Source organism: Novosphingobium sp. JCM 18896 (assembly GCF_025938095.1).
Classification (GTDB): domain Bacteria; phylum Pseudomonadota; class Alphaproteobacteria; order Sphingomonadales; family Sphingomonadaceae; genus Novosphingobium.
This window is the reverse complement of sequence record NZ_JAPCZF010000003.1, coordinates 527,100-552,652: the sequence shown is the minus strand read 5'-3', so window position 1 is coordinate 552,652 and position 25,553 is coordinate 527,100. Positions and strand designations below refer to the sequence as shown.

Below are 25,553 nucleotides of genomic sequence, written 5' to 3'. Positions count from 1 at the left end.
GCTTGCGCCGCGGCGAAGCCGCGATAGTCTCGCGCTTCATGTGGTTGTTGGACAAGTTCCTGAGCCGGCTGGTCACGAAGGGCCGGCTTGTCGTCACCGATCACGATGGGCGTGAATACGTCTACGGGCCCGAGGGCGAGGTCCCGATCCACCTCCGCTTCACCGACAAGGGCGCGGCCATGCACGTCGCGCGCTATCCGCAGATGGGCGCGGGCGAGGCCTATATGGACGGGCGGATGCTGATCGAAGCGCCGCACGACATCCGCGACCTCGTGCTGTTCGTCGCGCGCAATGCCGAGGAAGACCACGAGACGCATTACCGCCCCAAGGGCCCGCTGCGCCAGTTGGCGTTCCGCCTGGCCTCGAAGGTCGACAGCTACAACAACCAGCGCGCTGCGCGCCGCAATGCCGAGCACACCTACAACCTGACCCGCCGGCTCTACGAGCTGTTCCTCGACGAGGACCGGCAATACACGATGGGCTATCACCGCACGCCCGACGTCAGCCTGGAACAGGCCCAGCTCGACAAGAAGGCGCATATCGCCGCCAAGCTCTACCTCGACAAGGCGACGAGCTCGGGCAAGACCGTGCTCGACATCGGCTGCGGCTGGGGCGGTCTCGCGCTCTACCTACACAAGCACTACGACGTCGACGTACTCGGCGTCGCACTTGCCCCCGACCAGATCGAGTTCTGCCGCCAGCGCGCGGCCGAGGCGGGCGTCTCGGACCGCGTGAAGTTCGAGCTGATGGACTACCGCGACGTCCAGGGCCAGTTCGACCGGATCACCTCGGTCGGCCTGCTCGAACATGTCGGCACCCCGCAGTATCCGGCGTTCTACGAGCACACCTTCAAGCTGCTCAAGCCCGACGGCGTCATGTTCTCGCACTGCTGCGGCCGCGCCCACGGCCCGGGCATCACCGACGCCTGGACGCGCAAATACATCTTCCCCGGCGGCTATATCCCGGCGCTGTCCGAGATGGTGGTCGAAAGCGAGAAGGCCGGCTGGCAGATCATGGACGTCGAAGCCATGCGCTTCCACTATTCGCATACCTTGGAAGAGTGGTTCCGCCGCACCCAGCTCCACCGCGAAGAGATCACCGCACTCTACGACGAGCGCTTCTATCGCATGTGGGAGTTCTACCTCGCCGGCGCCGAGCAGGCCTTCCGCTATGGCGGCATGGTCAACTGGCAGCTCCAGTACGTGAAGCGCCGCGACGCGATCCCGATGACGCGCGACTACATCCACGAGGAAAGCGCTCGCCTGCGCGCCAGCGACACGCCGCCGGCCTGGCATCTCGCGCCGGACGCGCAACAGGCCGCCGAATGACTTGCAACCGCGGCACGGGCGGCTAACCTCCGCGCCCTATGTGGTTGCTCGACAAGATGCTCCGCCAGCTGATCCGCGAGGGTCGGCTCGTTCTCACGGACCATGACGGCAAGGTCTACGAATACGGACCGGGGGGCGGCGAGACGATCGCCGCGCGCCTGACCGACAAGGGCGCGGCGATGCACATCGCCAAGGATCCACGCATGGGCGCGGGCGAAGCCTATACCGAGGGCCGCCTCGTGATCGAAGCCCCGCACGACATCCGCGATTTCGTGCTGTTCGTCATGGGCCAGGCCAACCGCCTCGGCGGCGGTTCCGTGCTCAAGCCCAAGGGCGCGCTGCGCCGCAAGTTCGACCAGTTGCTCTACAAGTGGGAGCAGAACAAGCGCGACAGGGCGAGCGCCAACGTCGTCCACCACTATGGCCTGACGCGCGAGTTCTACGAACTGTTCCTCGATGTCGACCGCCAGTATTCGATGGCCTTCTACCGCGAGCCGGGCAACAGCCTCGAACGTGCGCAGATCGACAAGAAGGCGCTGATCGCCGCCAAGCTGCGGCTCGGCCCCAAGCCCGACGGCAGCCCCGACACCAGGCCGCTGCGCGTGCTCGACATCGGCTGCGGCTGGGGCGGCATGGGCCTGTTCTACAACAAGCACTACGGCTGCGAAGTGCTCGGCGTCAGCCTGGCGCCCGACCAGGTCAAGTTCGCCAACGAGCGCGCCGAGGCGCTGGGCGTGGCGGACAAGGTCAAGTTCCAGCTGATCGACTACCGCGACGTCCAGGGCCCGTTCGACCGCATCAGCTCGGTCGGCATGTTCGAACACGTCGGCGCGCGGCACTACGACGAGTATTTCGCCAAGTGCAACGAACTGCTCGCCGATGACGGCATCATGCTAACCCACACGATCGGCCGCAAGGGCGCGCCGGGCGGCGACGATCCCTGGTCGCGCAAGTACATCTTCCCCGGCCATCACCTGCCCGCGATGAGCGAGATGGTCGGCGCGATGGAGCGCACGCGCTGGGAAGTCGCCGACGTCGAGGTGCTGCGCTATCACTACGCCTACACGCTCGAGGAATGGTACAAGCGGGTGAAGCTGCACGAGAAGGAGATCGTCGAGCTCTACGACGAGCGCTTCTTCCGCATGTGGCAGTTCTACCTCGTCGGCGCCGAACAGTCATTCCGCGGCGCGGGCATGGTCAATTTCCAGATCCAGTCGGTGAAGCGCCGCGATGCTGTGCCGATGACGCGCGACTACATCATCCACGAGGCGGCGCGGCTCTCGGCATCGGAGGAAACGCCCGAGTGGCATCTCGATCCGAAGTTCAAGGTGGCGGCGGAGTAACCACCCTCACCGCTGCGACTAGCTTCGCTCCGCTCAGCAAGTCTCGCACCTCTCCCGCCAGCGGGAGAGGAGAAGAGCACGCCTTCTCCCGCTGGCGGGAGAAGGTAGCGCAGCTTGCCGCGGCAGCGGCTAGCGAAGCTTGGATGAGGGTGGCCCAGCCCTCCGCTTGCGACTCCCCGCTCACCCTGTTAGGCGCCGCCGCAAATTCTTTCGGAGCGCAATGCCATGTCGGACATCAAGAAGGTCGTTCTCGCCTACTCGGGCGGCCTCGACACCTCGGTCATCCTGAAGTGGCTGCAGGTCACCTACGGCTGCGAGGTCGTGACCTTCACCGCCGACCTCGGCCAGGGCGAGGAGCTCGAGCCCGCGCGCGCCAAGGCCAAGCTGATGGGCCTGCCCGACAGCAACATCTACATCGACGACCTGCGCGAGGAATTCGTCCGCGACTTCGTTTTCCCGATGATGCGCGCCAATGCCCGCTACGAGGGCGACTATCTGCTAGGCACCTCGATCGCGCGCCCGCTGATCTCGAAGCGGCTGATCGAGATCGCCAAGGAAACCGGCGCCGACGCGGTCGCGCACGGCGCCACCGGCAAGGGCAACGACCAGGTCCGCTTCGAGCTGTCGGCCTATGCGCTCGAGCCGTCGATCAAGGTCATCGCCCCCTGGCGCGAATGGGACCTGACCAGCCGTACCGCGCTGATCAAGTTCGCCGAAGAGCACCAGATTCCGGTACCGAAGGACAAGCGCGGCGAGAGCCCGTTCTCGACCGACGCGAACCTCCTGCACACCTCGTCCGAGGGCAAGGTGCTCGAAAATCCGTGGGACGAGACCCCCGACTACGTCTACTCGCGCACGGTCAATCCCGAGGACGCGCCCGACGCGCCCGAATATATCACGATCGACTTCGAGAAGGGTGACGGCGTCGCGCTCAACGGCGAGGCGATGAGCCCCGCCACCTTGCTGACCGCGCTCAACGAGCTCGGCCGCAAGCACGGCATCGGCCGCCTCGACCTCGTCGAGAACCGCTTCGTCGGCATGAAGAGCCGCGGCATGTACGAAACCCCGGGCGGCGAGATCTACGCCCGCGCTCATCGCGGCATCGAGCAGATCACGCTCGACCGCGGCGCCGCGCACCTCAAGGACGAGCTCATGCCCAAGTATGCCGAGCTCATCTACAACGGCTTCTGGTTCGCCCCCGAACGCGAGATGCTCCAGGCGGCGATCGACCACAGCCAGGAGAAGGTCTCGGGCACCGTCCGCCTCAAGCTCTACAAGGGCCTCGCCTCGGTCGTCGGCCGCAAGTCGCCCAACAGCCTCTATTCCGAGCGCCACGTTACCTTCGAGGACGACGCCGGCGCCTACGACCAGAAGGACGCCGCGGGCTTCATCAAGCTCAACGCACTTCGCCTGCGCCTGCTGGCGCAGCGCGACCGCTGATTTGCCCGGCGAGTCAGGGACATGCGTTTCTGACTCGCCGCATCGGCCAAACCACCCCCGAAAAGTTATCCAGCACTGTCCACTGCCTTTGCAGTGGGCTGTGGATAAGTGTCACAAAAATGCCTTGCACGACTCAGGCATGAAGCGCAGCCTCAAGTCATCGGAAGGGTCGAAAAGCCCATCACTCTCAGGAATAAACCCCTGAAAGAGATAGGAATTTCTGAACCGGAAGAGACGGCAGCGATGCCCGCAGCAGCGTCGGAAAACACGCCTCGTTCTTTCTCTCGAAGGGCCTGGCGAACCGCAGATGCCGCGAGAGGCGCGCGACGGGTGGCCGGATCGCCGCGGCCCGAAAGGGAGGTTCGCAAGCCCTGCTTCGGCAGGGTCGGGAACCGACCGAACGGCACGGCAGGGAAGCATCGCCGGCAGGAGCAATCCTGCGGGAGAAGCCGAGCTGACGGAACGCAGCGATCGGGTTGGAACCGCCAGGCGGAGGAACGGTGTCTCGGCACCCGACCACCGCCTGACGGGACCCATCGCCGGCCAATATCGCCCATTGGCACCGCCGGTAGGAGCCTTGCCGATCCGGAACGCCGAAAGGCGCTGAAAGATCGACCAGGGCGACAGGCGCAAACGATCCGAACGGGCGGCCCCTCGGGACCGCGTGCCAGGATCGGGCCCGATGCGACGAGCATCACGATGCAGAGCTACCAGGCGGCAGCAATGTCGTCAGGGTGCGAAACGCACTCGGTGGTGCTCGGTCAAGCATCACCGCGGCCAGCCTCCTGATCGTCCGGGATCGCCCGAAAGGGGGAAGTAGGGCCGTGCGGACGGTGGAAGCAGGCGACAGCGGGGCCGGCAGCAATGCCGGCCCCTTTCTGTTTGGCGTGTCGCGGCCTGCCTCCCCGTGTCGAGGAGGCAGGCCCCGCCCAAGCTCACTTCGTCGCGAGCTGTCCGCGGATCGCGCCGGCGGGGAAGTCGGCAGTGTGGACGTTGACGTAGTAGCCGGCCGGATTGGCGACGATCGCCTTGAGCACGTCGGGCTCGACCGCCACGCATTCGTCGGTCGTGCCAGTGACGTCGACCGTGACCACCGGCGGGCCGTTGGTCCCGGCCGCACCCGTGTGGACGTGAGCCATCGTCGGCTTGGCGATCTTGGCGACGGTCAGGGTGTAGCAGAAGTCGCCGGCATCGGCGTCGACCTCGGCGGCGAAAGCGCCGGTGCCGTCGGTATCGGCCCCCGCGCCGCTCAGGGTCGAGGTCAGCTTGACCGACGCGGCCTGGGCGGCGGCGAGCGGGGTAGCGGCGGCGGCCGCGATCAGCAGGGGGGCAAACAGCAGGCGGGTCTTCATCGGGTGTCTCCCTCGTGGAAAGTGGTTGGCATGCCGCGCATCAGGCCGGCGGCGCGCCCTTGATCGTGTCGAAATAGTCGCGCCAGGCGGTGATCTTGCCATGCTCGATCTCGAAGATCCCCATCACCGGCACGGTCATCACCGTCTCGCCCGCGGCGTTCAGGATATAGTCGATCCGCTCGGTCAGGACCTTGTTGCCCGTCTCGGCGACCGCGAGCATGTCGATCTTCATCGCCGCCATGCCCGTCGCCGCGGTGAACTGCTCGAAGAAGGCGATCGCTTCGGCCTTGCCCTTGGTGGTGATGACGCCATGGTTGTCCCAGACGGTGTCGTCGGTGAAATGGGCGTCGACCATGGCCGGGAAGCTCTCGGGCTGTTCCCAGCTCGTGACGAACCGCGTGACGAGATCGCCGAGTTCGGACATCAGCCCTCGCCCTTCCCCGCACCGGCCATCAGCGCCGCGGCACCGGCCGAATCGAAATAGTCGCGCCAGGCGGCGATCTTGCCGTCGGCGATCTCGAAGATCCCCATGACCGGCGCCGAGAACAGCACCCTGCCGTCGGCCGCGACCATGTGGTCGATCCGCTCGGTCAGCACCTTGCTGCCCGTCGTCGCCACCGCGAGATTGTCGACCTTGATCGTCGCCAGACCGAACGAGTCCATCAGCTGGTGGTTGAGCGCGATCGCCTCGTCGACGCCCGTGGTCCGCGCGAGGCCGACGTTCTCCCAGACAGTCGTGGCCGTGAAATAGTCGCGCACCGACTGGTCGAGCCCGCCGGGCGCCTCCCACATCGCGAGGAACCGGGTGACGGTCTCGGCCGGTGCCAGAACTGACGGCGTGGTCATCGCGCGCTCTCCCCCGCGGCTCGCGGGCGAGAATGCGGCGGCGGCGCGGGCTTGTAAAGCGGGCGATGCGGGTGCGCGAACTTCACGAAGCTCACGCGTGTCGCGCATGGGAAATTCTTTCGCAGAGTCGCGACCGATGGCCGGGAAAGCCCGTGTGATCAGAGACTTGTCGACAAGCAGCGGCATGAAAGGTCCCGGCGATTTCGCGCGAGCCTTGGTCTCGCAGATTTGGCATGAGTAGGAAAACGCAAGACCGGAGAGCGAGACCCGACATGCCCGAAGACGACTATCAGGTGCAGCGGGTGATCACCGCCTATTCGCTGCTGACCGGCCGCGGCGACTGGGACCCGGTACTCGCGCTGTTCACCGAAGATGGCGTCTGGGAGATCCCGCACCTCGGCCTGCGCTTCGCGGGCCACGATGCGATCCGCGCGGCGCTCGCCCAGCTCTCGGCCGATCTCGAATGGGTGCTCCAGCACAATGCGCCCGCGCTGATCGAGGTCAATGGCGACACGGCCACGGCGCGCTCCGGCATCCGCGAGGTCGGCAAGCTCAAGGGACGTGACGAGAGCGTCGAATATTGCGGGATCTACGCCGACACGCTGGTGCGGACGAGTGACGGGTGGAAGTTCGCCCGGCGGGTGTTCGAGGCGGTGGGGACGATCAAGGCGGCACTGGTTCCGGGGGGCTGAATTCGCGGACATTGCAGCCACTCGACCATTGCAGTCGGCAGCCCGGAACTGTCATCGAAAAAACCAACGTCGGTGGTCCGTTGCCGCGAGTTTGACCTCTCTCACCTCGCCTCGATACGGTCTAGCACGGGCGTTTACCGAATTTCGGCTACCACTGGACGGAGGGCTGCGGACATGAGGATGCTGCTGCCGCAATGCGCGCAATCCATCTCGAACCCGTCCGCCAAGTCCTTTTCCCATATAGAATTTTCTTTACCGCAACCTTCATGGGGGCAATCGAAACCAAATACATTCGGTGAAACTTCGTAATTATCGCCACTCAATGAAATCTGCACTGAGTTTTTGCATTTCCAGCATCGAACAGTAATGGCTGCGGAACCCTTAGACGGGTCGTCTCTATGGAAGAAAAGAGGGTCAGTTCGCCTCTTGACAACGGTTCCGCAAGCGCAGTTCATTACGAACATCTGGTGATGTATCACACCGCCCGTCATCATCTGAGAGCCCAAAACCTTTTCAACGATTTTGAGAATGTTCCGGCACTCGTGGCGTAGGTTGTCCATGCTACGCGGTTTGCCACTTTCAACCTTGGCAATCGTCGGCGCATGAAGCGCAGAGTTTAACTTCTGATAGCGGATTTTTAGCTTCTTAAGGTCCATGCGAACGTCCGACGCGACCGTGATTTTCTCCCCCGTTTCCGGGTCCACCTTACTTAAGTAAACAGTGCTGCCGGCGTAGGGATCGATCCCGATCAGGCGCTCGATAAGTTTGGGGGCTTGCCACTCAAGAGCGGCGGGATCGCCCAGTTCTTCCAAATAGTCAGAGGCTAGATCATAGGCCAGCGCCTCAAGGGCAAAGCGCAGGTCCAGAGCTGCGTAGATCGCGGAGCGCTCATCAGCATCGTCTAGCCATCTGGTCGCACAATCAGCGTAGCATCGCGCAAGGCTGCGGAACGCTTCCCGCCGCTGAACAATCTCATTCCGGTCCATGGCGCGAATACATAGACTTGCAGCGCCTTTAAGGAAACGCTGTACACCCGTCGAAGCGCGCGTATGCGGGATGTCCGCTATTCGGGCGGTCTCTGCCAAATAGCTTTCTCACCGTAGCGTCAGCTATCGCCAGTCATCTCTCCAAAACCTGCAAGTCCGCACCCCACGACTTCATGTGCGTTCAGGTCTACAGCAGGAGCAAAATCGCCAAGCCGATCAAAGTAGCTAGGAGAAACATTGGTGCAATCGCTGCAACAATAGCCAAGGCCATGCCATGCCGCTGATAGGTTCGATAAATCCACTCATCCCAGATCAGGTTCACGATGGCTTCGACAATCCAACCCATGGAACCATGATATCGAACCGGTTTAGCTTGGAAAGCTCGCATCCAGTCATTTCTCGGAACCCCGCGACCAAATTTGCCGCTCCGCCGGTCAAGACCGATAGGCGCTAGGGATCACGGCTATCCCGAAGCACTCCGCGCCGTCATCCACCACATTGGCATTTTTCAATGTGCGCAAATGACCACAACTGGCTAAAATCGGCGCGCCGGTGCGGGAACACCGGCCAACAAATCTCAAGAGGGACCCCTGACTTCCCCCGCCCGTCGCGGGGTATTTTTTGTCCCCTAACCGGCTATCGCCCCAGTTGCCCGCGCACCGCGCCGTTCGGGTGGGCCGTGTCGTGGACGTTCACATAGTAGCGCTCGGGATGCTGGCTCAGCTTGATCGCGAGTTCGGCGGTCAGGGTGGCGCAGGCTCCGGTCGTACCCGCGGTCGGCGCGCGCAGGGTCACCACCGGCGGGCCGTTCTCGCCGGCCGCGCCCGCGTGGATATGCGCGGCGGTGGGGTGGGCCAGGCGCTCGACGGTGAGGACGTAGCAGAGCTGGTCGAGCGTATCGTTGAACCGTCCCGCGAAGCTGCCCGTGCCGTCGGTGTCAGCAGGCGGGACCTCCTCGCCGCCGCTGAGCCGCGCGGCGATCGGCGCGGCGACGGGCGGGTCGCTCGCGGCGATGGCAGGCGACGCCAGAACGGCGAGCAGCACGCCGGCAGCGGCGAGCGGGACGAAGGGTGCGGGCATCGGGGTCTTTCGCGCGTGAGGTGGCCGGCGCTGCGGGGTGGGGTCCAGGGGAACGCGCCGGCCTGTCGATCTAACGTCGCGGTGGGAATTGGGTTCCGGGGGTTCTGGACGGTTCATCCTCCCCGGCACGGGGAGGGGGACCGCGACGCGTAGCGGCGTGGTGGAGGGGGCTATCGGCCAAAGGCAAGGTTGGCGAGGACGCGCTCGATCGAGAGCCCCCTCCACCAGCCTGCGGCTGGTCCCCCTCCCCGTACCGGGGAGGATTTCTCTTCCGCTCCGTCCCGCGCTTAGCGCACGCGCGTCTCGTAATCGGGCTTGCGTGCCGCCAATTGCCGGCGGCGCTGTGCGGGGGTGAGCCTGGGCAGGCCGGCAATCGCGGCGACCTCGCCAGCCTTGATCACCTTGACCTCGCGGATCAGGCCGTCGCCCTTGAGGTCGGCCGGGATGGCCTGCCAGCGCAGGATGCCGATGCCGTCGAGCAGCCCTGCCGTATCGAGCCAGTTGGCCGCGCCCGGGTCCTTCGGCGCGATCACATAGGTGACGCTGCCGTCGGCTTTGGGTGTCACCTGGCTGCCGTTGAGGCTGACCTGATGCAGGCGCGCATCGGGCGCGATCATCCAGGGGTCGTTGAGCTGGAAGCCCGTGTACCTGGCGCCGCCCGTCGTGGTGGTGACCAGCATCGCCTCGTCGGGGGCGAGGTGGAAGTTGAGCCCGGCGACGAAGCCCCAGCCGCCCGGGCGCTGCTGCGGCGCCGAGTGCTTGTTCGGGCCGAGCCCGCCGAACCAGATGTCGGGGAATTTCGACCAGAAATCGACATAGCCATCGAGATCGCGCAGCGCGAGTTCGCGGACCTGGCCGAGGCCGAAGGCGGGGGCCTCGGGCACCGGATCGAGCCGCCGCACGGTCAGCCCCGCGGCGCGCTGCTTCCAGTCGGACAGGATGTCGCGCACGCCGATCGCCACCGGCCCCGACGCCGGGATGACCAGATGGTTGGGGCTCGCCCAGCCGGCGCCGGCGTCGCTCGCCAGGGTGATGCGGAAGCGGCCCTGGGCATCGACGACGAAGGCATCCTGGTTGATCTGCGACTGCGCCTGCGGATCGGGTGCCTTGGTGCCGCCGCGCGCGGTCGGCGTCATCATCGTGCTGGGCCGCGCCTTGTCCGAGGTGTGGATCTCGATCAGCACCTGCAGCGGGCGGCTGTCGGGATGGTACTGGCCAAGGATTTCGTAGCGGCCGCCACCCTCGATCGCCGCAGTGCGATATATCGCATCGGGATTATCGCCCGAGGTGCCGACGCCGCCGAGCTTGTAGCCGTTCCATTCGCGCGGTGTGTCGTCGGTGCCCCAGAGGAAAGCCGGGCGCGCGAGGTCCTTGTCGAGCTCGCCGAAGATCAGCGAGTTGGTCCATTGCGCGAGCGCGTAGTCGACCAGCCGCGCGGCGTCGGGCAGCGCCTGGGCGCGTGGGCTCGCGGCGAGCTTGGCGCGGATCGTCGCCTGCAGCGCCTTGAGCGCGGGGTCCTGCAGCAGTTGGCGCAGGATCGCTTCGGCCTGGAGCTGCGCCGGCGTGGCGAGCCAGGGGCGCGTGGCCTGGGCGGCACGGGCGAGATTGGGCGCGAGGCCGGCGGCACTGGTGGCGCCGAGTGCGGCGAGCACGGAACGGCGGGTGATGGGGCTTGTGGTCACGGCGATGCTCTCCCTGCGGTGGCGAACGCCTGCGGTTATCCGCTCGTCGTTATCGGCCGCGAGGATGCGCAATCGGTGTGGGCGAGGCAAGAGGGATAGTGAGGACTATCCTCCCCGGCACGGGGAGGGGGACCGCGACGCGAAGCGGCGTGGTGGAGGGGGCTGTCGGCAAACCCGGCGGTTGGAGGCGAGCCCCCTCCACCAGCCTGCGGCTGGTCCCCCTCCCCGTGCCGGGGAGGATCTTGCCTCTACTCCGCCGCGACGCTTTCCTTGGCGCGCTCGAGCAGCGGCGCCAGGTAGTGCCCGGTGAACGAGCGCGGGTTGGCCGCGACCTGTTCGGGGGTGCCCTCGGCGACGATCTCGCCGCCGCGCACGCCGCCCTCTGGGCCGAGGTCGACCAGCCAGTCGGCGGTCTTGATGACGTCGAGGTTGTGCTCGATCACCACCACAGAATTGCCCTGGTCGACCAGCCGGTGCAGCACTTCGAGCAGCTTGCGCACGTCCTCGAAGTGGAGGCCCGTGGTCGGCTCGTCGAGGATGTAGAGCGTCTGCCCGGTCGAGCGCCGGCTGAGCTCCTTGGCGAGCTTCACGCGCTGCGCCTCGCCGCCCGATAGGGTCGTCGCCTGCTGGCCGACTTTGACGTAGCCCAGCCCCACCTCGTTGAGCATGGCCATCTTGTCGCGGATCGGCGGCACGGCCTTGAAGAACTCCTCGGCATCCTCGACCGTCATGTCGAGCACGTCGGCGATCGAGTGGCCCTTGAACTTCACTTCCAAGGTTTCGCGGTTGTAGCGCTTGCCGTGGCACTCCTCGCAGGTGACGTAGACGTCGGGCAGGAAGTGCATCTCGATCTTAATCAGGCCGTCACCCTGGCAGACCTCGCAGCGGCCGCCCTTGACGTTGAAGCTGAAGCGCCCGGGCTTGTAGCCGCGCGCCAGGCTTTCGGGCAGGCCCGCGAACCAGTCGCGGATCTGGGTGAAGGCGCCGGTGTAGGTCGCCGGGTTCGAGCGCGGGGTGCGGCCGATCGGCGACTGGTCGATCTCGATGACCTTGTCGCAGTGCTCGAGCCCGGTGATGCGGTCGTGCGCGCCCGCGATCACACGCGCGCCGTTCAAGGTGCGCGCGGCGCCGGCATAGAGCGTGTCGATCGTGAAGCTCGACTTGCCCGAGCCCGAGACGCCGGTGACGCAGCAGAAGGTGCCGAGCGGGATGCTCGCGGTCACGTTCTTGAGGTTGTTGGCGCGCGCGCCCTCGACCGTGATCTTCTTCTTGTTGCCCTTGCGGCGCTTCTCGGGAACCTCGATCCGCCGTGCGCCGGTCAGGTACTGGCCGGTCAGGCTGTTCGGGTTGCCCAGGATGTCGTCGAGCGTGCCTTCGGCGACGATCTCGCCGCCGTGGACGCCGGCGCCGGGGCCAAGGTCGACGACGTGGTCGGCCATGCGGATCGCGTCCTCGTCATGCTCGACGACGATCACCGTGTTGCCGAGATCGCGCAGTCGCTTGAGCGTTTCGAGCAGCCGGTCGTTGTCGCGCTGGTGCAGGCCGATCGACGGCTCGTCGAGCACGTAGAGCACGCCCGACAGGCCCGAGCCGATCTGGCTGGCGAGGCGGATGCGCTGGCTCTCGCCGCCCGACAGCGTACCCGAAGTACGGTCGAGGTTCAGGTAGTCGAGCCCGACATTGTTGAGGAAGCCTAGGCGTTCGTTGATCTCCTTGAGGATGGCCTTGGCGATCTGCTGCTGTGTCGGGGTGAGCTTCGCTTCGAGCCCGGCGAACCAGACGTAGGCATCGGCGACCGACAGCCGCGTGCCATAGGCGATGTCCTCGCCCGCGACCTTGACCGACAGCGCTTCGGGCTTGAGGCGCTTGCCGTCGCAGGTCTCGCAGGGCTGCGCGGTCTGGTACTTGCCCAGCTCCTCGCGCATCCAGGCGCTCTCGGTCTGCAGCAGGCGGCGGTTGAGATTGCCGATCACGCCTTCGAAGGCCTTGTCGACCGTGTAGCTCTTCTTGCCGTCGACGAAGGTCAGCGGGACCTTCTTGCCGCCGGTGCCGTGGAGGATGATCAGCCGCACTTCGCCCGACAGGTCCTGCCAGGGCGTGGTCAGGTCGAAGCCGTAGGCCTTGGCCAGGCTCGACAGCACCTGCATGTAATAGGGGCTCGGCGGGTTCGACTTGGCCCAGGGCACGATCGCGCCCTGCTTCAGGGTCAGCGCCTCGTTCGGGACGACGAGCTGCGGATCGAACAAAAGCTTCTCGCCGAGGCCGTCGCAGGCCGGGCAGGCGCCCATCGGCGCGTTGAACGAGAACAGCCGCGGCTCGACCGATTCGAGCGTGAAGCCCGAAACCGGGCAGGCGAACTTTTCGGAGAAGACGATGCGGTTGGGCGGCAGGCCCGCCCCCTTCATCGCCTTGCCGAGTTGCCCGGCCTCGTCCTCGCGCCCCGGCACGACGCCGTCGGCCAGATCGACATAGGCCAGCCCCTCGGCCAGCTTGAGCGCCTGCTCGAAGCTGTCGGCCAGCCGCGTCTCGATACCCTCGCGCACGGCGAGGCGGTCGATCACCACCTCGATGTCATGCTTGTACTTCTTGTCGAGCGCAGGCGCCGCGTCGATCTCGTACATCTCGCCGTCGATGCGCACGCGCGTGTAGCCGGCCTTCTGCCACTCGAGCAGTTCCTTGCGGTACTCGCCCTTGCGCTGGCGCACCACGGGCGCGAGCAGATAGAGCCGCGTTCCCTCGGGCAGCGCCATGACGCGGTCGACCATGTTCGACACGGTTTGCGCCTCGATCGGCAGGCCCGTGGCTGGCGAATAGGGCACGCCCACGCGCGCCCAGAGCAGGCGCATATAGTCGTAGATCTCGGTCACCGTCGCCACGGTCGAGCGTGGATTGCGGCTCGTGGTCTTCTGCTCGATCGAGATCGCGGGCGAGAGCCCGTCGATATGCTCAACGTCGGGCTTCTGCATCATCTCGAGGAACTGGCGCGCATAGGCGCTGAGGCTCTCGACGTAGCGGCGCTGTCCCTCGGCATAGATCGTGTCGAACGCGAGGCTCGACTTGCCCGAGCCCGAGAGCCCGGTGATGACGATCAGCTTCTCGCGCGGCAGCGAGACGTCGATGCCCTTGAGATTGTGCTCGCGCGCGCCGCGCACGGTGATGTGGGTCAGACTCATGGGAGCGGTTTGTTCCAGATTTGTTCGATCGAGGCAAGTGGTGCGCGACTGCCGCCCCGGCCCTTGGAGCGGATGTGGGATCGCGCCTGATGGGATGCAATGGGCCAGGCTTGTCCCGAACGAGCAAGGCGGTCGTCGGGCGGAAGCGACGCACGAAACATCCGAAATGCACCGACTAGCCACGGCAATCCGGCCATTCGATCGGTTTTCGATCCAAACCGGCTTTTTCTTGCCGGCGATTTCACTTTGTCTTCGCCGTGGGCAACCAAGGGGGCAGACATGCAACGAAGCTCGAGTTTGATTTCGCTGACAGTCGCGGCAGCTTTGCTAGCGGGATGCGCGGGACAGGGACGGCCGCAAGTGGTGTCGCGAGCAGGCGACCCACTGATCACGCGAGCACCAGCCGCGCCGGGCATTTATAGCCAGTTCAAATTGGCAGCGGAAGCCGCCTACCCCCGCGACATCGATCGACCTCCCTCGACCGAAATCCAGCGCCGTTTCATGCGGACTGGCTTCGAACTCATCAACGTGGCCTGCGGCGCCTATATCGAGGCCAAGGCCGACCGGCAGCGCCAGCTCAATGTCTGGCGCGACGCCTTCGCGCCGATTACGGCCCTGGCCGGCGGCATCGTACTGCTCGCGAACAACGGCGAGAAGGTCGACAGCGATGGTCTCACCGCGCTGGCCTTATTCACCACAGCGGCCAATGCCGGCTTCGAAATCTACGAGCAGCGCTACCTGTTCGGCGCCAAGAACGTGGACAGCGTCCGCAGGCTCGTGCTCGCCGCACAGGTCGAGCACGCCGGGAAGGCGATGGAACTCACCCAGGACGATCTCGCCTATACCACGGCGGTGCTCTACCTGAGAGAAAATCAAATGATCTGCTCCCCAGGCTCGATCCTCGAACTGGTGAACAAGGCAATCGACGCGGGACAGGTTCAAGCGATCCCGACCTCCACCAAGACCGCGGAGCAAGCAACGGATAGCGGCGCGACGCAGCCCGATGACAATCTGAGCGAAAAGGCAAATCTTCCGGCGACCGCGACAGGGAAACCTGCTGCGGACAGACTATTCGATTCCATTCGGATCAAGATCGCCAACTGATCCTATCATCGGCGCGGCGTTCACCTCCTGAGACTGACCGAGGCCCGGCGTGCGGTTCCGCGGAACCCTTGCCGCGGCCCGACGTTACACAAGCGACGGCCCCTTCTCCGGCGCATCCCCACCCCACCCCCCGCCCGCGCCGAGAAGGGGTCGCAGCGACGAACCAGGAGTGAGACGATGTCCCTAGGCAAGCTTGCACCCTATCGCCGCCGCACGTTCGGCCGCGATGGCGATTTCGTCACCGGCTCCCTGCTGTTCGACCTGCATCGCAAGATGCGCAAGGCGATGGGCCTGGAGTCGAGCGAGCCGCACAAGACCAGACTTTTCCCCGATCTCTGACGACCCTTACCGGTCGTCGGGTCGCACCCCTCCCCGCTCCGGCGGCGGAGGGGTTTCTTTTGTCGTCGGCGCGCCGGTGGCGAGCGCCGCGACCGGTTCCTTAAACTATTAAGTCTATGCGGCGGAGCTGTGCCGCTTCGGTACGGCCTGGATTCGCCGGCTGCGAAGCGCGGCACGACACGGTACGGGCAGGATGCGCGTAGCGACAGCGAGGCCGATGACCGCGATTTCCGCCCCCGATACCCTGCTCACCGGAGACTACGCCCCGCGCGATTTCTCCGCGCGACTGCGGCGTTCGCGGGTGCACAGCCTGCGCAAGACCAAGGCGCCGCGCCATTACGGCCGGCGCGCGCTGGTCCTGCTGGCCGCAGTCGCGCTGCCCGCCTTCGCCGCGCCGCCCGAATGGAGCCCGGCGAGCTGGGTCGGCGACATCGCCGCTGCCGATAGCAGCGAAGCCCAGGTCGCGCCGATGCCCTTCGAGCGGCCCGGCGACAGCTTCCCCGGCGCCGCCTTCTACTACCTGGCCAACGATCCCGCGCCCCGGGCGCTGGGCGAAGGTATTCATTCCGACGCCGAACCGGCGCCGACCGAAGTGGCCGTGGGGCCCGCGGCGCGCGCGATGCGCATCGACAACAGCGGCGTCGACCGCAGCCGCGCGCTGCAGTGCCTGACCGCAGCGATCTATTACGAGGCGGCGAGCGAGCCCGACGCCGGCCAGCGCGCAGTCGCGCAGGTCGTACTCAACCGCGTCGCGCACCCGTCCTATCCCAAGACCGTCTGCGGCGTCGTCTTCCAGGGATCCGAGCGCAGCACCGGCTGCCAGTTCTCGTTCACCTGCGACGGTGCCCTGGCGCGCGTGCCCAACCGCATGTTCTGGCAGCGCGCCGAGAACGTCGCCCGCGCGGCGCTGTCGGGCTTCGTCTATGCGCCGGTGGGCCTGGCGACGCATTACCATACGGTCGCCGTGCATCCCTATTGGGCCCCCAGCCTCAACTATCTCGGCACGATCGGCGCGCACCGGTTCTATCGCTTCGGCGGTGCGGCCGGCGCGCCTGCGACCTTCCGCTTCACCTATCTCGGCGGCGAGCCGGTGGCCGCGCCGCATGCGCACGCGACGACGCCGGCGACGGCCGAGGCAGTACCCGATCCGGTCGCGATCCAGCGCGCCTACGACGCCGGGCTCAAGGCCGCGCAGAGCAACGCCTACCTGCCGGGCGGCACGCTCAGCGCCGCAACCAAGGCGGCACCGACGCCGATCTATTCGGCGGAACTCCAGCGCCGTGGCGGCGACGCGCTCTATCGCGGCGACCTGCCCGGCTCTACCGGCGTGCTTCCCGAATATCAGCAGAGCGGCAGCTGGATCGCCCAGCCGGGCACCTGATCGCGCGATCTCACGGCCCGTCGCGCCGCGCGCTCGCTTCGCCCCGCCAGGCCCCCGAACAATATGGCAAACGCTTTGGCAACCATAGGCCAAAACCAAGGCTTAGGCGGTAAGCTCCTAGAACGGCTGCAAGAGTTTTCCGGAGTTCGTGCCGTAATGACCATCCGTTTCGCAGCCGCCCGTCGCGGGGATAGCTGCGTGGACCACGTCCTGGGTCGCGCAGAGCTTCTGCCAGCGGCCAACGACAACGCCCGCACCCCCAGCGACGACCGGATGTTGCGCGCCGCGCTCCATCACTTCGCCGCCCATGGCCTCGGCGCCGCCGAAGCCGCGCGCGAGAACGCCGAAATCGCCTTCTTCGCCGGTGATCGCGAACAGTATCACTGGTGGCTCGGCATCTGCCGCATGCTCGACCGCCGTATGGCCGATGCGGTTCGCGTTCGCCGCGAAGCGAGCAACTGACCGGCCGCGCCCCGGGTCCGAAGTCCGATCGACTTCGACCTTCGGATGATTGACGCGAAATTAACCATGGTGCAGGGTTTCCCCCCATGGGATCGGCCACCACGTCATCGGACATGATCGCGCAAGGCGTCGCCGTCGGGGATGGCGAGCAGCCGTTTCTGCTGGGTGACGCCGACAACCGCGAAGGCGGGACACTGCTCCCCGACCTGCTGCGGCCCGACATGCTCACGCGCAGCCATGCCGGCGGCGTCGACCTCTTCCCGATCTGCCATCCCGACAGGCCGAAGGCGGTGTTCCGCTTCGCCAAGGCCTGGCATCACTTCCGCATCCTGATCAAGGACAAGGAGCAGACCGAGCAGATCGTCGCGATCGTCGATGCGCTGCCGTGGCGCAAGCTGAGCGACGAGGCGAGCGCCTTCCTGTCCACCGAGCGCGGCCGCGCGATTTTCCAGGCCGAGCCCTATCTGCCCGATTTCCTCGACGATCATGCCGCCTTGCGCCGCACGCCCAAGGGCAGCTTCGCGCACGCCTATTGCGATTTCATGGAGCGCGAGGGCCTGTCGGCGGCGGGCATGGTCGAGGCGACGAGCGCGCGCGACAAGGACCAGCGCGCGTTCGGCGACGGCGTCGCCTGGTACATCGACCGGCTGCGCGACTTCCACGATCTCGTGCACATCATGACCGGCTACGGCCGTGACCTGCTCGGCGAACAATGCGTGCTCGCCTTTACCTATGATCAGCGGCCGTGCCCCGGGAACCTGTTCCTGGCCTGGGCGGGCAACACGATGATGAAGGTCAAGATGAAGACGCAGGCACCGCTGGTCCGCGCGCTGCTCGAGGCGCGTCGTAACGGCAAGCAGTGCCCGCGGATCGTCGAGCAGCCGATCCAGGAGCTGTTTGCGATGCCGCTCGAAGCGGTGCGAAAGATGTTCAACGTCCCCGAGCCCCATCGATATCGGCAATGTCACGATATCTGGCGCGCGGAGGGAATCGATGCCTACGCGTTCATGGCAAAGCAGGCTGACTAGGCGCGGCAGATTACTGCCAGACGCTTCCCAGGCCGCTTCGCATCTGCACGATAGGTGCCGTGCCGGTTTCTAAGTCGTTGTTAACCATTTGTGGTTATCGCCGAGAGCGGAACTAGCAGGGAAATGCCCATTCTTCGTGCCCGCGCTCTCTTTTCCGGCCTCGGGGTGAAAAGCTCGATCGACCAGCAGGTCCGCAAGACTCTGGTCGCTTCGCTCTATTCGAACCCTCTGAGCCTGGTCATCGGCGCCATCTGCGGCAGCGTCGTTTGCCTGGCTGCGGCCTTGGCGACCGGCGATTTCGCGATGAAGGTCACCGCCTGGTGCGTGGCCATCATCGCCGTGGTTCGCACGATCGTTCTCGTGGCGGCAAAGCGCTTCAAGCGCGCGAGCGCCCATTCGCTCGAATTGCATTTCGAACTTGGCGCCTTCGCCTATGCCGGTGCGGTCGGTGCGCTGGCGGCACTCGCCACCGCGCACAACGTCCTGTTCGAAGCCCAGATGGTGATCGTCGCCTTCGCGGTCAGCTATGCCACGGCGATCGCCCCGCGCAACGCCGGCCGGCCGGTCATCGCGCTCGGCCAGCTGCTGCTGGTCCTGGCCCCGCTGAGCGTGGCGCAGCTTACCAGCGACGAACCGCTGATCCAGTTGCTCGGCGTCGCGACGCTGCTGCACATTCCCTCGGTCATCTCGATCGCGCTCAACGTCTATCGATCGCTGCGCAACTCAATCGCCGCCGCCGAGACCAGCTCGCGACTGGCGGAGAAGATGCAGGTGCTCGCGCGTTCGGACGTGGTCACCGGCCTGCTCAACCGCGCCGGCCTCAACCACCACCTGCTCGATCGCATGCCCACGCTCGATCCGACGCGGACCTTCGCGCTGTTCTGGATGGATCTCGACCGGTTCAAGGAAGTCAACGACTCGCTCGGCCACCAGACCGGCGACAAACTGCTCGCCGAAGTCGCCAGCCGCCTCAAGGCGGCCGCGCCGGCCAATGCCACGGTCGCCCGCTTCGGCGGCGACGAATTCATCGTCGCCTGCGAAACCGGCGATCGCAACCAGACCGAACTGCTCGCCAAGCGGATGATGGAAGAGATCGGCCGCCCGATCCGCATCGATGGCGACCGGCTCGAGATCGCTGCCTCGATGGGCATCGCGCTCTATCCCGAAGACGGCCAGGACTTCGACACGCTGATGCAGGGCGCCGACCTCGCGCTCTATCGCTCGAAGGTCAACGGTCGCCAGCAGGTCACCTTCTTCGACCCGTCGATGACGCGCAACCTGGTGCGCCGCCGCGAGATCGAGAGCGAACTACGGCTCGCCCTCCAGCGCGACGAACTGTCGATCTTCTTCCAGCCGCTGATCGATCTCGAATCCGGCCGGATCCGCAGCTTCGAGGCGCTGGTCCGCTGGTTCCACCCCGAAAAGGGCGAACTGCGCCCCGACGAATTCATCCCGGTGGCCGAGGAAACCGGTGCGATCATCACCCTGGGCAACTGGATCACCGCGCAGGCCGCCAAGGCCGCGGCGCAGTGGCCCGAGGACGTGACCATCGCGGTCAACCTCTCACCGCTGCAGATCAAGGCGCCCGGCGCCGCCATGGCGATCCTCTCGGCGCTGCGCGAAGCCCGCCTCGATCCCTCGCGGCTCGAACTCGAGATCACCGAGACCGTGCTGCTCGATCACAGCCAGAACACCGAGACCTTCATCAACGAGCTGGCCGAAGCGGGCGTCCGCTTCGCGCTCGACGATTTCGGCACCGGCTATTCGTCGCTCGGCTATCTCAACAAGTATCCGTTCTCGAAGATCAAGGTCGATCGCAGCTTCATCTCGGGCATCAACCAAGGCAAGAAGAGCGACGCGATCATCCGCGCCGTCTCGGGCATGGGCCAGACCCTGGGCATGGAGATCGTCGCCGAGGGCCTCGAGACGATCGAACAGGTCCGCGCCGTTTCCGAGGCCGGCTGCACGCTCGGACAGGGCTACTACTTCAGCCGCCCGGTGCCCGACTATCTCGCGGCCATGCTCCTCGCCAAGGAGCGCGAGAAGACCGCGGCGAAGATCCGCAAGCGCGCCTGAACGATACCCGACGGCCCCGGGGCCTTCCCTGTCCCCCAAGCGACATACGCTCGGCGATCCATATGACGCGCCGTTGAACGCGCGTTGCCATGCCGGCACCACCCTCGACGGACCGGTGCCCAGCAACGGCGAGACGACGGCCAAAACTAGGCTTCCTTAGCATCTATTGCTATTGCGAACCATTATATGATAAACCTTCGGAATTCCTCGATTTGCGGCCTTTTAGCGGTTGCAAAGCGCACGACACGCGCATAGGGCACCTCTCGAAACCTCCGGCGCCTGCCTTCGAGAGGGGCATGCAGGCGCCTATGCCCGCTGCATGTCGCCCCGACTGAAGGACTTCCCCCATCATGGCTCGCAAGAAGATCGCCCTCATCGGTGCCGGCAACATCGGCGGCACCCTGGCTCACCTCGCCGCGCAGAAGGAACTGGGCGACGTCGTCCTGTTCGACATCGTCGAGGGCGTTCCCCAGGGCAAGGCGCTCGACCTGCTGCAGTGCGGCCCGGTCGAAGGCTTCGACGTCAACGTCAAGGGCACCAACGATTACAAGGACATCGCCGGCGCCGACGTGATCATCGTCACCGCCGGTGTGCCGCGCAAGCCGGGCATGAGCCGCGACGACCTGCTGGGCATCAACCTCAAGGTCATGAAGTCGGTCGGCGAAGGCATCAAGGCCAACGCCCCCGACGCTTTCGTCATCTGCATCACCAACCCGCTCGACGCCATGGTCTGGGCGCTGCGCGAATTCTCGGGCCTGCCGCACAACAAGGTCGTCGGCATGGCCGGCGTGCTCGATTCGGCGCGCTTCTCGACCTTCCTCGCCGAAGAGTTCGCCGTCTCGGTGCGTGACGTCTCGAGCTTCGTGCTCGGCGGCCACGGCGACACCATGGTCCCCGTCGCCGAATACTCGACCGTCAAGGGCATCCCGATCCCCGACCTGATCAAGATGGGCCGCACGACCCAGGAGAAGATCGACGCGATCATCAAGCGCACCGCGGTCGGCGGCGGCGAGATCGTCGGCCTGCTCGGCACCTCGGCCTTCTACGCCCCCGCCGCTTCGGCGATCGCCATGGCCGAGAGCTACCTGGGCGACCAGAAGCGCATCCTGCCCTGCGCCGTCCGCGTCCAGGGCAAGTACGGCATCGATGACCTCTATGTCGGCGTGCCCGCCATCATCGGCGCCGGCGGCGCCGAGGAAGTGATCGAGATCGCGCTCGACGAGACCGGCAAGGCCGGCCTCCAGGTGTCGATCGATGCCGTCAAGGAACTGGTAGCTGCCTGCAAGGGCATCGATCCTTCGCTGGCTTGATTTCCCGGGGGCGATAGACTTCGCCCCACGGACCTGAAACTTCCTCCCCAGGAGCACTGAATGTCCATTCTCGTCGACAAGAACACGAAGGTCATCACCCAGGGCATGACCGGCAAGACCGGCAGCTTCCACACCCAGGCTGCGCTCGACTACGGCACGCAGATGGTTGCGGGCGTGACCCCCGGCAAGGGCGGCACCGACCACATCGGCCTGCCCCAGTACGACACCGTCGCCGAAGCGAAGGCCGCCACCGGCGCCACCGCCAGCTGCATCTACGTGCCGCCCGCGGGCTGCGCCGACGCGATCCTGGAAGCGATCGACGCCGAGATCGAGCTGATCGTCGCGATCACCGAGGGCGCCCCGGTGCTCGACATGGTCCGCGTCAAGCGCGCCCTCTCGGGCTCGAAGTCGCGCCTGATCGGCCCGAACTGCCCCGGCGTCCTGACGCCCGGCGAGTGCAAGATCGGCATCATGCCCGGCAACATCTTCTCGAAGGGTTCGGTCGGCGTGGTCTCGCGCTCGGGCACGCTGACCTACGAAGCCGTGTTCCAGACGACCAACGCGGGTCTGGGCCAGACCACCGCGGTCGGCATCGGCGGCGACCCGGTCAACGGCACCAACTTCATCGACGTCCTCGAACTGTTCCTGGCCGACGACGAGACCAAGTCGATCATCATGATCGGCGAAATCGGCGGTTCGGCCGAAGAAGAAGCCGCGCAGTTCCTCAAGGACGAAGCCAAGCGCGGCCGCAAGAAGCCCATGGTCGGCTTCATCGCTGGTCGCACGGCCCCTCCGGGCCGTCGCATGGGCCACGCCGGTGCGATCGTCTCGGGCGGCCAGGGCGGCGCCGAGGACAAGATCGCAGCGATGGAAGAGGCGGGCATCCGCGTCTCGCCCTCGCCTTCGGAGCTCGGCACCACGCTGTCGGGTCTGCTGAAGGAACTGGCATAAGTCGCCGATAGTTTCCGGGGGGAAACTTCGGGAGGAACATTCGCGGAGCGTCGCATGGCGCTCCCTCGCCTAAAATCTAAGGCCCCGGCGCAAGCCGGGGCACGTGAGGCTACGCGCCATGGGTAACGAAAACCACGACTTCCTTCCCGACTTTCAGGACTCCGGCCCCCAGCCGGGTCCCTCCTGGCAGAAGAGCAACTGGCCGCTGGTCGGTGGCGGGGACGAGGACGACCTGACCCAGGCGCTCGACCCGACGGTGATGAAGGCGGCGATCAAGGCCGCCACCGCCAAGTCGGCCGCACCGCTCGACGATGCCGCGATCGAAGCCGCGGCGATGGACTCGATCCGCGCGATGATGCTGATCCGCACCTATCGCGTGCGCGGTCACCTCGCGGCGGATCTCGATCCGCTGGGCCTGTCGAAGCGCGAACTGCCCGCCGATCTCACCCCCGAGTATCACGGCTTCACCGGCGCCGCGCTCGATCGCAAGATCTTCCTCGGCGGTTTCCTCGGCAAGGACTGGGCCTCGATCCGCGAGGTCGTCGACATCCTGCAGACCAACTACTGCGGCAAGGTCGGCCTCGAATACATGCATATCTCGGACGTGGAGGAGCGCCGCTTCCTCCAGGACCGGATGGAAGGCGCCGACAAGTCGATCGACTTCACCGTGCTCGGCAAGAAGGCGATCCTCCAGGCCGTCGTCCGCGGCGAGCAGTACGAGAAGTTCCTCGGCAAGAAGTACGTCGGCACCAAGCGCTTCGGCCTCGACGGCGGTGAATCGATGATCCCGGCGCTCGAAGCCGTGATCAAGCGCGGCGGCCAGATGGGCGTGCGCGAGATCGTCGTCGGCATGGCCCACCGCGGCCGCCTCAACGTGCTCGCGAACGTCATGGCCAAGCCCTACAAGGTCATCTTCCACGAGTTCTCGGGCGGCACCGCCAATCCCGAGGACGTCGGCGGCTCGGGCGACGTCAAGTACCACCTCGGCACTTCGACCGACCGCGAGTTCGACGGGATCAAGGTTCACATGAGCCTGGTGCCCAACCCCTCGCACCTCGAGACGGTCGATCCCGTCGTGCTCGGCAAGGTCCGCGCGACCCTGACCATGCGCGACGACCTCGAGGAAATGGACCAGGTCCTGCCCGTGCTGCTGCACGGCGACGCCGCCTTCGCCGGCCAGGGCATCGTCTGGGAATGCCTGGGCTTCCAGGGTATCCGTGGCTACGCTACCGGCGGCTGCCTGCACTTCATCATCAACAACCAGATCGGCTTCACGACGAGCCCGCAGTTCGCGCGCAATTCGCCGTACCCCTCGGACGTCGCCAAGGGCGTCCAGGCGCCGATCTTCCACGTCAACGGCGACGATCCCGAAGCCGTGACCTTCGCCTGCAAGATGGCCGTCGACTTCCGCCAGAAGTTCGACAAGGACGTCGTGATCGACATGTGGTGCTATCGCCGCTTCGGTCACAACGAGGGTGACGAGCCCAGCTTCACGCAGCCGCTGATGTATTCGCAGATCCGCCAGCATCCGCCGGTGTCCGAGATCTATGCCAAGCGGCTGGTCGAGGAAGGCGTGGTCGAAGGCGGCTATCTCGGCGAATATGCCGACGGCTTCGTCGCCAATCTCGAGGAAGAGTTCGAGGCGGCCAAGACCTACAAGGCCAACGAGGCCGACTGGTTCGCCGGCCGCTGGAGCGGGTTCAACCGCCCCAACGACCCCGAAGGTGCGCGTCGCAACGCCCCCACGGGCATCGAGAACAAGCTGTTCGAGAGCCTCGGTCGCACCTTGACCACGGTCCCCGAAGACCTGACGATCCACAAGACGCTGAACCGCGTGCTCGACGGCAAGCGGACGGCGTTCAAGGAAGGCCAGGGCTTCGACTGGGCGACCGGTGAAGCGCTCGCCTTCGGCAGCCTGATCTCCGAAGGCTACGGCGTGCGCCTGTCGGGCCAGGACTCGGGTCGCGGCACCTTCAGCCAGCGCCACGCGGTCTGGGTCGACCAGAACGACGAGCACAAGTACGTCCCGCTCTCGACCGTGCCGCACGGCCGCTTCGAGGTGCTCGACAGCCCGCTCAGCGAATATGGCGTGCTCGGCTTCGAGTACGGCTATGCGATGACCGATCCCAAGACGCTGGTGCTCTGGGAAGCGCAGTTCGGCGACTTCGCCAACGGCGCGCAGATCATCATCGATCAGTACATCGCCGCCGCGGAAGCCAAGTGGCTGCGCGCCAACGGCCTCGTCCTGCTGCTGCCGCACGGTTACGAGGGCCAGGGTCCCGAGCACTCGTCGGCACGCCTGGAACGCTTCCTGCAGCTCTGCGCGCAGGACAATATCCAGGTCTGCAACATCACGACGCCGTCGAACTACTTCCACGTTCTGCGCCGCCAGATGCACCGCTCGTTCCGCAAGCCGCTGGTGATCATGACGCCGAAGTCGCTGCTGCGGCATCCGCTGGCGAAGTCGGAGCTCGAGGACTTCGTCGGCAACAGCCACTTCCGCCGCCTGATGGCCGATCGCACCCCGCCCGCGGACAAGGACGTCAAGAAGCTCGTCCTGTGCTCGGGCAAGGTCGGTTACGACCTGATGGAAGCGCGTGACGCCGCCGAGCTCAAGGACACCACGGTGGTCCGCGTCGAGCAGCTCTATCCGTTCCCGGGCGAGCCGCTGACCGCGCGCATCGAGAAGCTGGTCAACCTCGAAGAGGTCGTCTGGTGCCAGGAAGAGCCCAAGAACCAGGGCGCCTGGTCCTTCGTCGAGCCGTTCATCGAGGAAGCCCTCGCCGCGGCGAAGTGCAAGATCGCGCGTCCGCGCTACGCCGGCCGCTCGGCCAGCGCCTCGCCCGCCACCGGCCTCGCCAAGCGGCACGAGAACGAACAGGGCGCGCTCGTCGCCGATGCCCTGGGCCTCTCGGTCCGCTCCGAAATCCGCCGCCGCACCGGCAAGAAGTGATCGCAGGCCCACAGGTCTCAGGAAGGT

21 protein-coding genes are annotated in these 25,553 nt (G+C 66.0%); 13 read left to right on the top strand and 8 right to left on the bottom strand.

From position 1 onward, the window contains the following. Nucleotides 1–38: 38 nt before the first annotated feature. The 3 genes from OLX23_RS13010 to OLX23_RS13000 all read left to right on the top strand — a co-directional run bounded on the left by OLX23_RS13010 (nt 39) and on the right by OLX23_RS13000 (nt 4,111). Nucleotides 39–1,328 carry an SAM-dependent methyltransferase gene (locus OLX23_RS13010; RefSeq protein WP_264445422.1) on the top strand — a complete coding sequence of 430 codons (1,290 nt, stop codon included), beginning with the start codon at nt 39–41 and terminating at the stop codon, nt 1,326–1,328. 56 nt (nt 1,329–1,384) lie between these two features. Beyond that, nucleotides 1,385–2,671, top strand: coding sequence for a cyclopropane-fatty-acyl-phospholipid synthase family protein (locus OLX23_RS13005; RefSeq protein WP_319641315.1), 1,287 nt, complete (start codon nt 1,385–1,387; stop codon nt 2,669–2,671). A gap of 225 nt (nt 2,672–2,896) precedes the next feature. After that, the gene (locus OLX23_RS13000) at nt 2,897–4,111 is read left to right on the top strand and encodes an argininosuccinate synthase (RefSeq protein ID WP_264445420.1); all 1,215 of its coding nucleotides are present in this window, start codon (nt 2,897–2,899) and stop codon (nt 4,109–4,111) included. Nucleotides 4,112–5,046: 935 nt separating this feature from the next. On the opposite strand, the gene OLX23_RS12995 is transcribed toward OLX23_RS13000, so the two are convergent. From OLX23_RS12995 to OLX23_RS12985, 3 genes are read right to left on the bottom strand one after another with little or no spacing between them, the layout of a single operon-like run. Continuing rightward, nucleotides 5,047–5,463: a CHRD domain-containing protein gene (locus OLX23_RS12995; RefSeq protein WP_264445419.1), complete on the bottom strand. Its 417-nt coding sequence runs from the start codon at nt 5,461–5,463 to the stop codon at nt 5,047–5,049. A 40-nt stretch (nt 5,464–5,503) separates the two neighbouring features. Further along, nucleotides 5,504–5,887 (bottom strand): limonene-1,2-epoxide hydrolase family protein, encoded by a 384-nt coding sequence (locus tag OLX23_RS12990; protein WP_264445418.1) that lies wholly within the window; start codon nt 5,885–5,887, stop codon nt 5,504–5,506. Next, entirely contained in the window at nt 5,887–6,309 is a 423-nt protein-coding gene (locus tag OLX23_RS12985; protein ID WP_264445417.1) for a limonene-1,2-epoxide hydrolase family protein, read from the bottom strand. The genes OLX23_RS12990 and OLX23_RS12985 overlap by 1 nt, the downstream gene beginning before the upstream one ends. A 272-nt stretch (nt 6,310–6,581) precedes the next feature. On the opposite strand from OLX23_RS12985, the gene OLX23_RS12980 reads away from it, so the two are divergent. After that, on the top strand, nt 6,582–7,001 hold the full coding sequence (locus OLX23_RS12980; protein WP_264445416.1) for a nuclear transport factor 2 family protein: 420 nt from the start codon (nt 6,582–6,584) through the stop codon (nt 6,999–7,001). Between the two features lie 134 nt (nt 7,002–7,135). On the opposite strand, the gene OLX23_RS12975 is transcribed toward OLX23_RS12980, so the two are convergent. From OLX23_RS12975 to uvrA, 5 genes are all read right to left on the bottom strand, one after another. Next, nucleotides 7,136–8,086 carry a hypothetical protein gene (locus OLX23_RS12975; protein WP_264445415.1) on the bottom strand — a complete coding sequence of 317 codons (951 nt, stop codon included), beginning with the start codon at nt 8,084–8,086 and terminating at the stop codon, nt 7,136–7,138. Nucleotides 8,087–8,174: 88 nt separating this feature from the next. Next, nucleotides 8,175–8,333 carry a hypothetical protein gene (locus tag OLX23_RS12970; RefSeq protein WP_264445414.1) on the bottom strand — a complete coding sequence of 53 codons (159 nt, stop codon included), beginning with the start codon at nt 8,331–8,333 and terminating at the stop codon, nt 8,175–8,177. A gap of 290 nt (nt 8,334–8,623) precedes the next feature. Further along, nucleotides 8,624–9,067: a CHRD domain-containing protein gene (locus OLX23_RS12965; protein WP_264445413.1), complete on the bottom strand. Its 444-nt coding sequence runs from the start codon at nt 9,065–9,067 to the stop codon at nt 8,624–8,626. Between the two features lie 287 nt (nt 9,068–9,354). Beyond that, nucleotides 9,355–10,749 carry a hypothetical protein gene (locus OLX23_RS12960; RefSeq protein WP_264445412.1) on the bottom strand — a complete coding sequence of 465 codons (1,395 nt, stop codon included), beginning with the start codon at nt 10,747–10,749 and terminating at the stop codon, nt 9,355–9,357. A 248-nt stretch (nt 10,750–10,997) separates the two neighbouring features. After that, nucleotides 10,998–13,922: an excinuclease ABC subunit UvrA gene (gene uvrA, locus OLX23_RS12955; protein WP_264445411.1), complete on the bottom strand. Its 2,925-nt coding sequence runs from the start codon at nt 13,920–13,922 to the stop codon at nt 10,998–11,000. Between the two features lie 360 nt (nt 13,923–14,282). On the opposite strand from uvrA, the gene OLX23_RS12950 reads away from it, so the two are divergent. From OLX23_RS12950 to OLX23_RS12910, 9 genes are all read left to right on the top strand, one after another. Next, the gene (locus OLX23_RS12950) at nt 14,283–15,026 is read left to right on the top strand and encodes a hypothetical protein (protein WP_264445410.1); all 744 of its coding nucleotides are present in this window, start codon (nt 14,283–14,285) and stop codon (nt 15,024–15,026) included. A 177-nt stretch (nt 15,027–15,203) separates the two neighbouring features. Next, nucleotides 15,204–15,365 carry a hypothetical protein gene (locus tag OLX23_RS12945; protein ID WP_264445409.1) on the top strand — a complete coding sequence of 54 codons (162 nt, stop codon included), beginning with the start codon at nt 15,204–15,206 and terminating at the stop codon, nt 15,363–15,365. Nucleotides 15,366–15,582: 217 nt separating this feature from the next. Further along, complete coding sequence (locus tag OLX23_RS12940; RefSeq protein ID WP_264445408.1) at nt 15,583–16,746, top strand: cell wall hydrolase; 1,164 nt, start codon at nt 15,583–15,585, stop codon at nt 16,744–16,746. A 198-nt stretch (nt 16,747–16,944) separates the two neighbouring features. Further along, nucleotides 16,945–17,208: a hypothetical protein gene (locus OLX23_RS12935; protein WP_264445407.1), complete on the top strand. Its 264-nt coding sequence runs from the start codon at nt 16,945–16,947 to the stop codon at nt 17,206–17,208. 86 nt (nt 17,209–17,294) lie between these two features. Further along, nucleotides 17,295–18,236: a Coq4 family protein gene (locus OLX23_RS12930; protein WP_264445406.1), complete on the top strand. Its 942-nt coding sequence runs from the start codon at nt 17,295–17,297 to the stop codon at nt 18,234–18,236. A gap of 123 nt (nt 18,237–18,359) precedes the next feature. Next, nucleotides 18,360–20,312, top strand: coding sequence for a putative bifunctional diguanylate cyclase/phosphodiesterase (locus OLX23_RS12925; protein WP_264445405.1), 1,953 nt, complete (start codon nt 18,360–18,362; stop codon nt 20,310–20,312). Nucleotides 20,313–20,662: 350 nt separating this feature from the next. After that, on the top strand, nt 20,663–21,622 hold the full coding sequence (gene mdh / locus OLX23_RS12920; protein WP_264445404.1) for a malate dehydrogenase: 960 nt from the start codon (nt 20,663–20,665) through the stop codon (nt 21,620–21,622). Between the two features lie 60 nt (nt 21,623–21,682). Continuing rightward, nucleotides 21,683–22,573: a succinate--CoA ligase subunit alpha gene (sucD, locus tag OLX23_RS12915; protein WP_264445403.1), complete on the top strand. Its 891-nt coding sequence runs from the start codon at nt 21,683–21,685 to the stop codon at nt 22,571–22,573. 118 nt (nt 22,574–22,691) lie between these two features. Next, the gene (locus tag OLX23_RS12910; protein ID WP_264445402.1) at nt 22,692–25,526 is read left to right on the top strand and encodes a 2-oxoglutarate dehydrogenase E1 component; all 2,835 of its coding nucleotides are present in this window, start codon (nt 22,692–22,694) and stop codon (nt 25,524–25,526) included. The last annotated feature ends 27 nt before the right edge of the window (nt 25,527–25,553 follow it).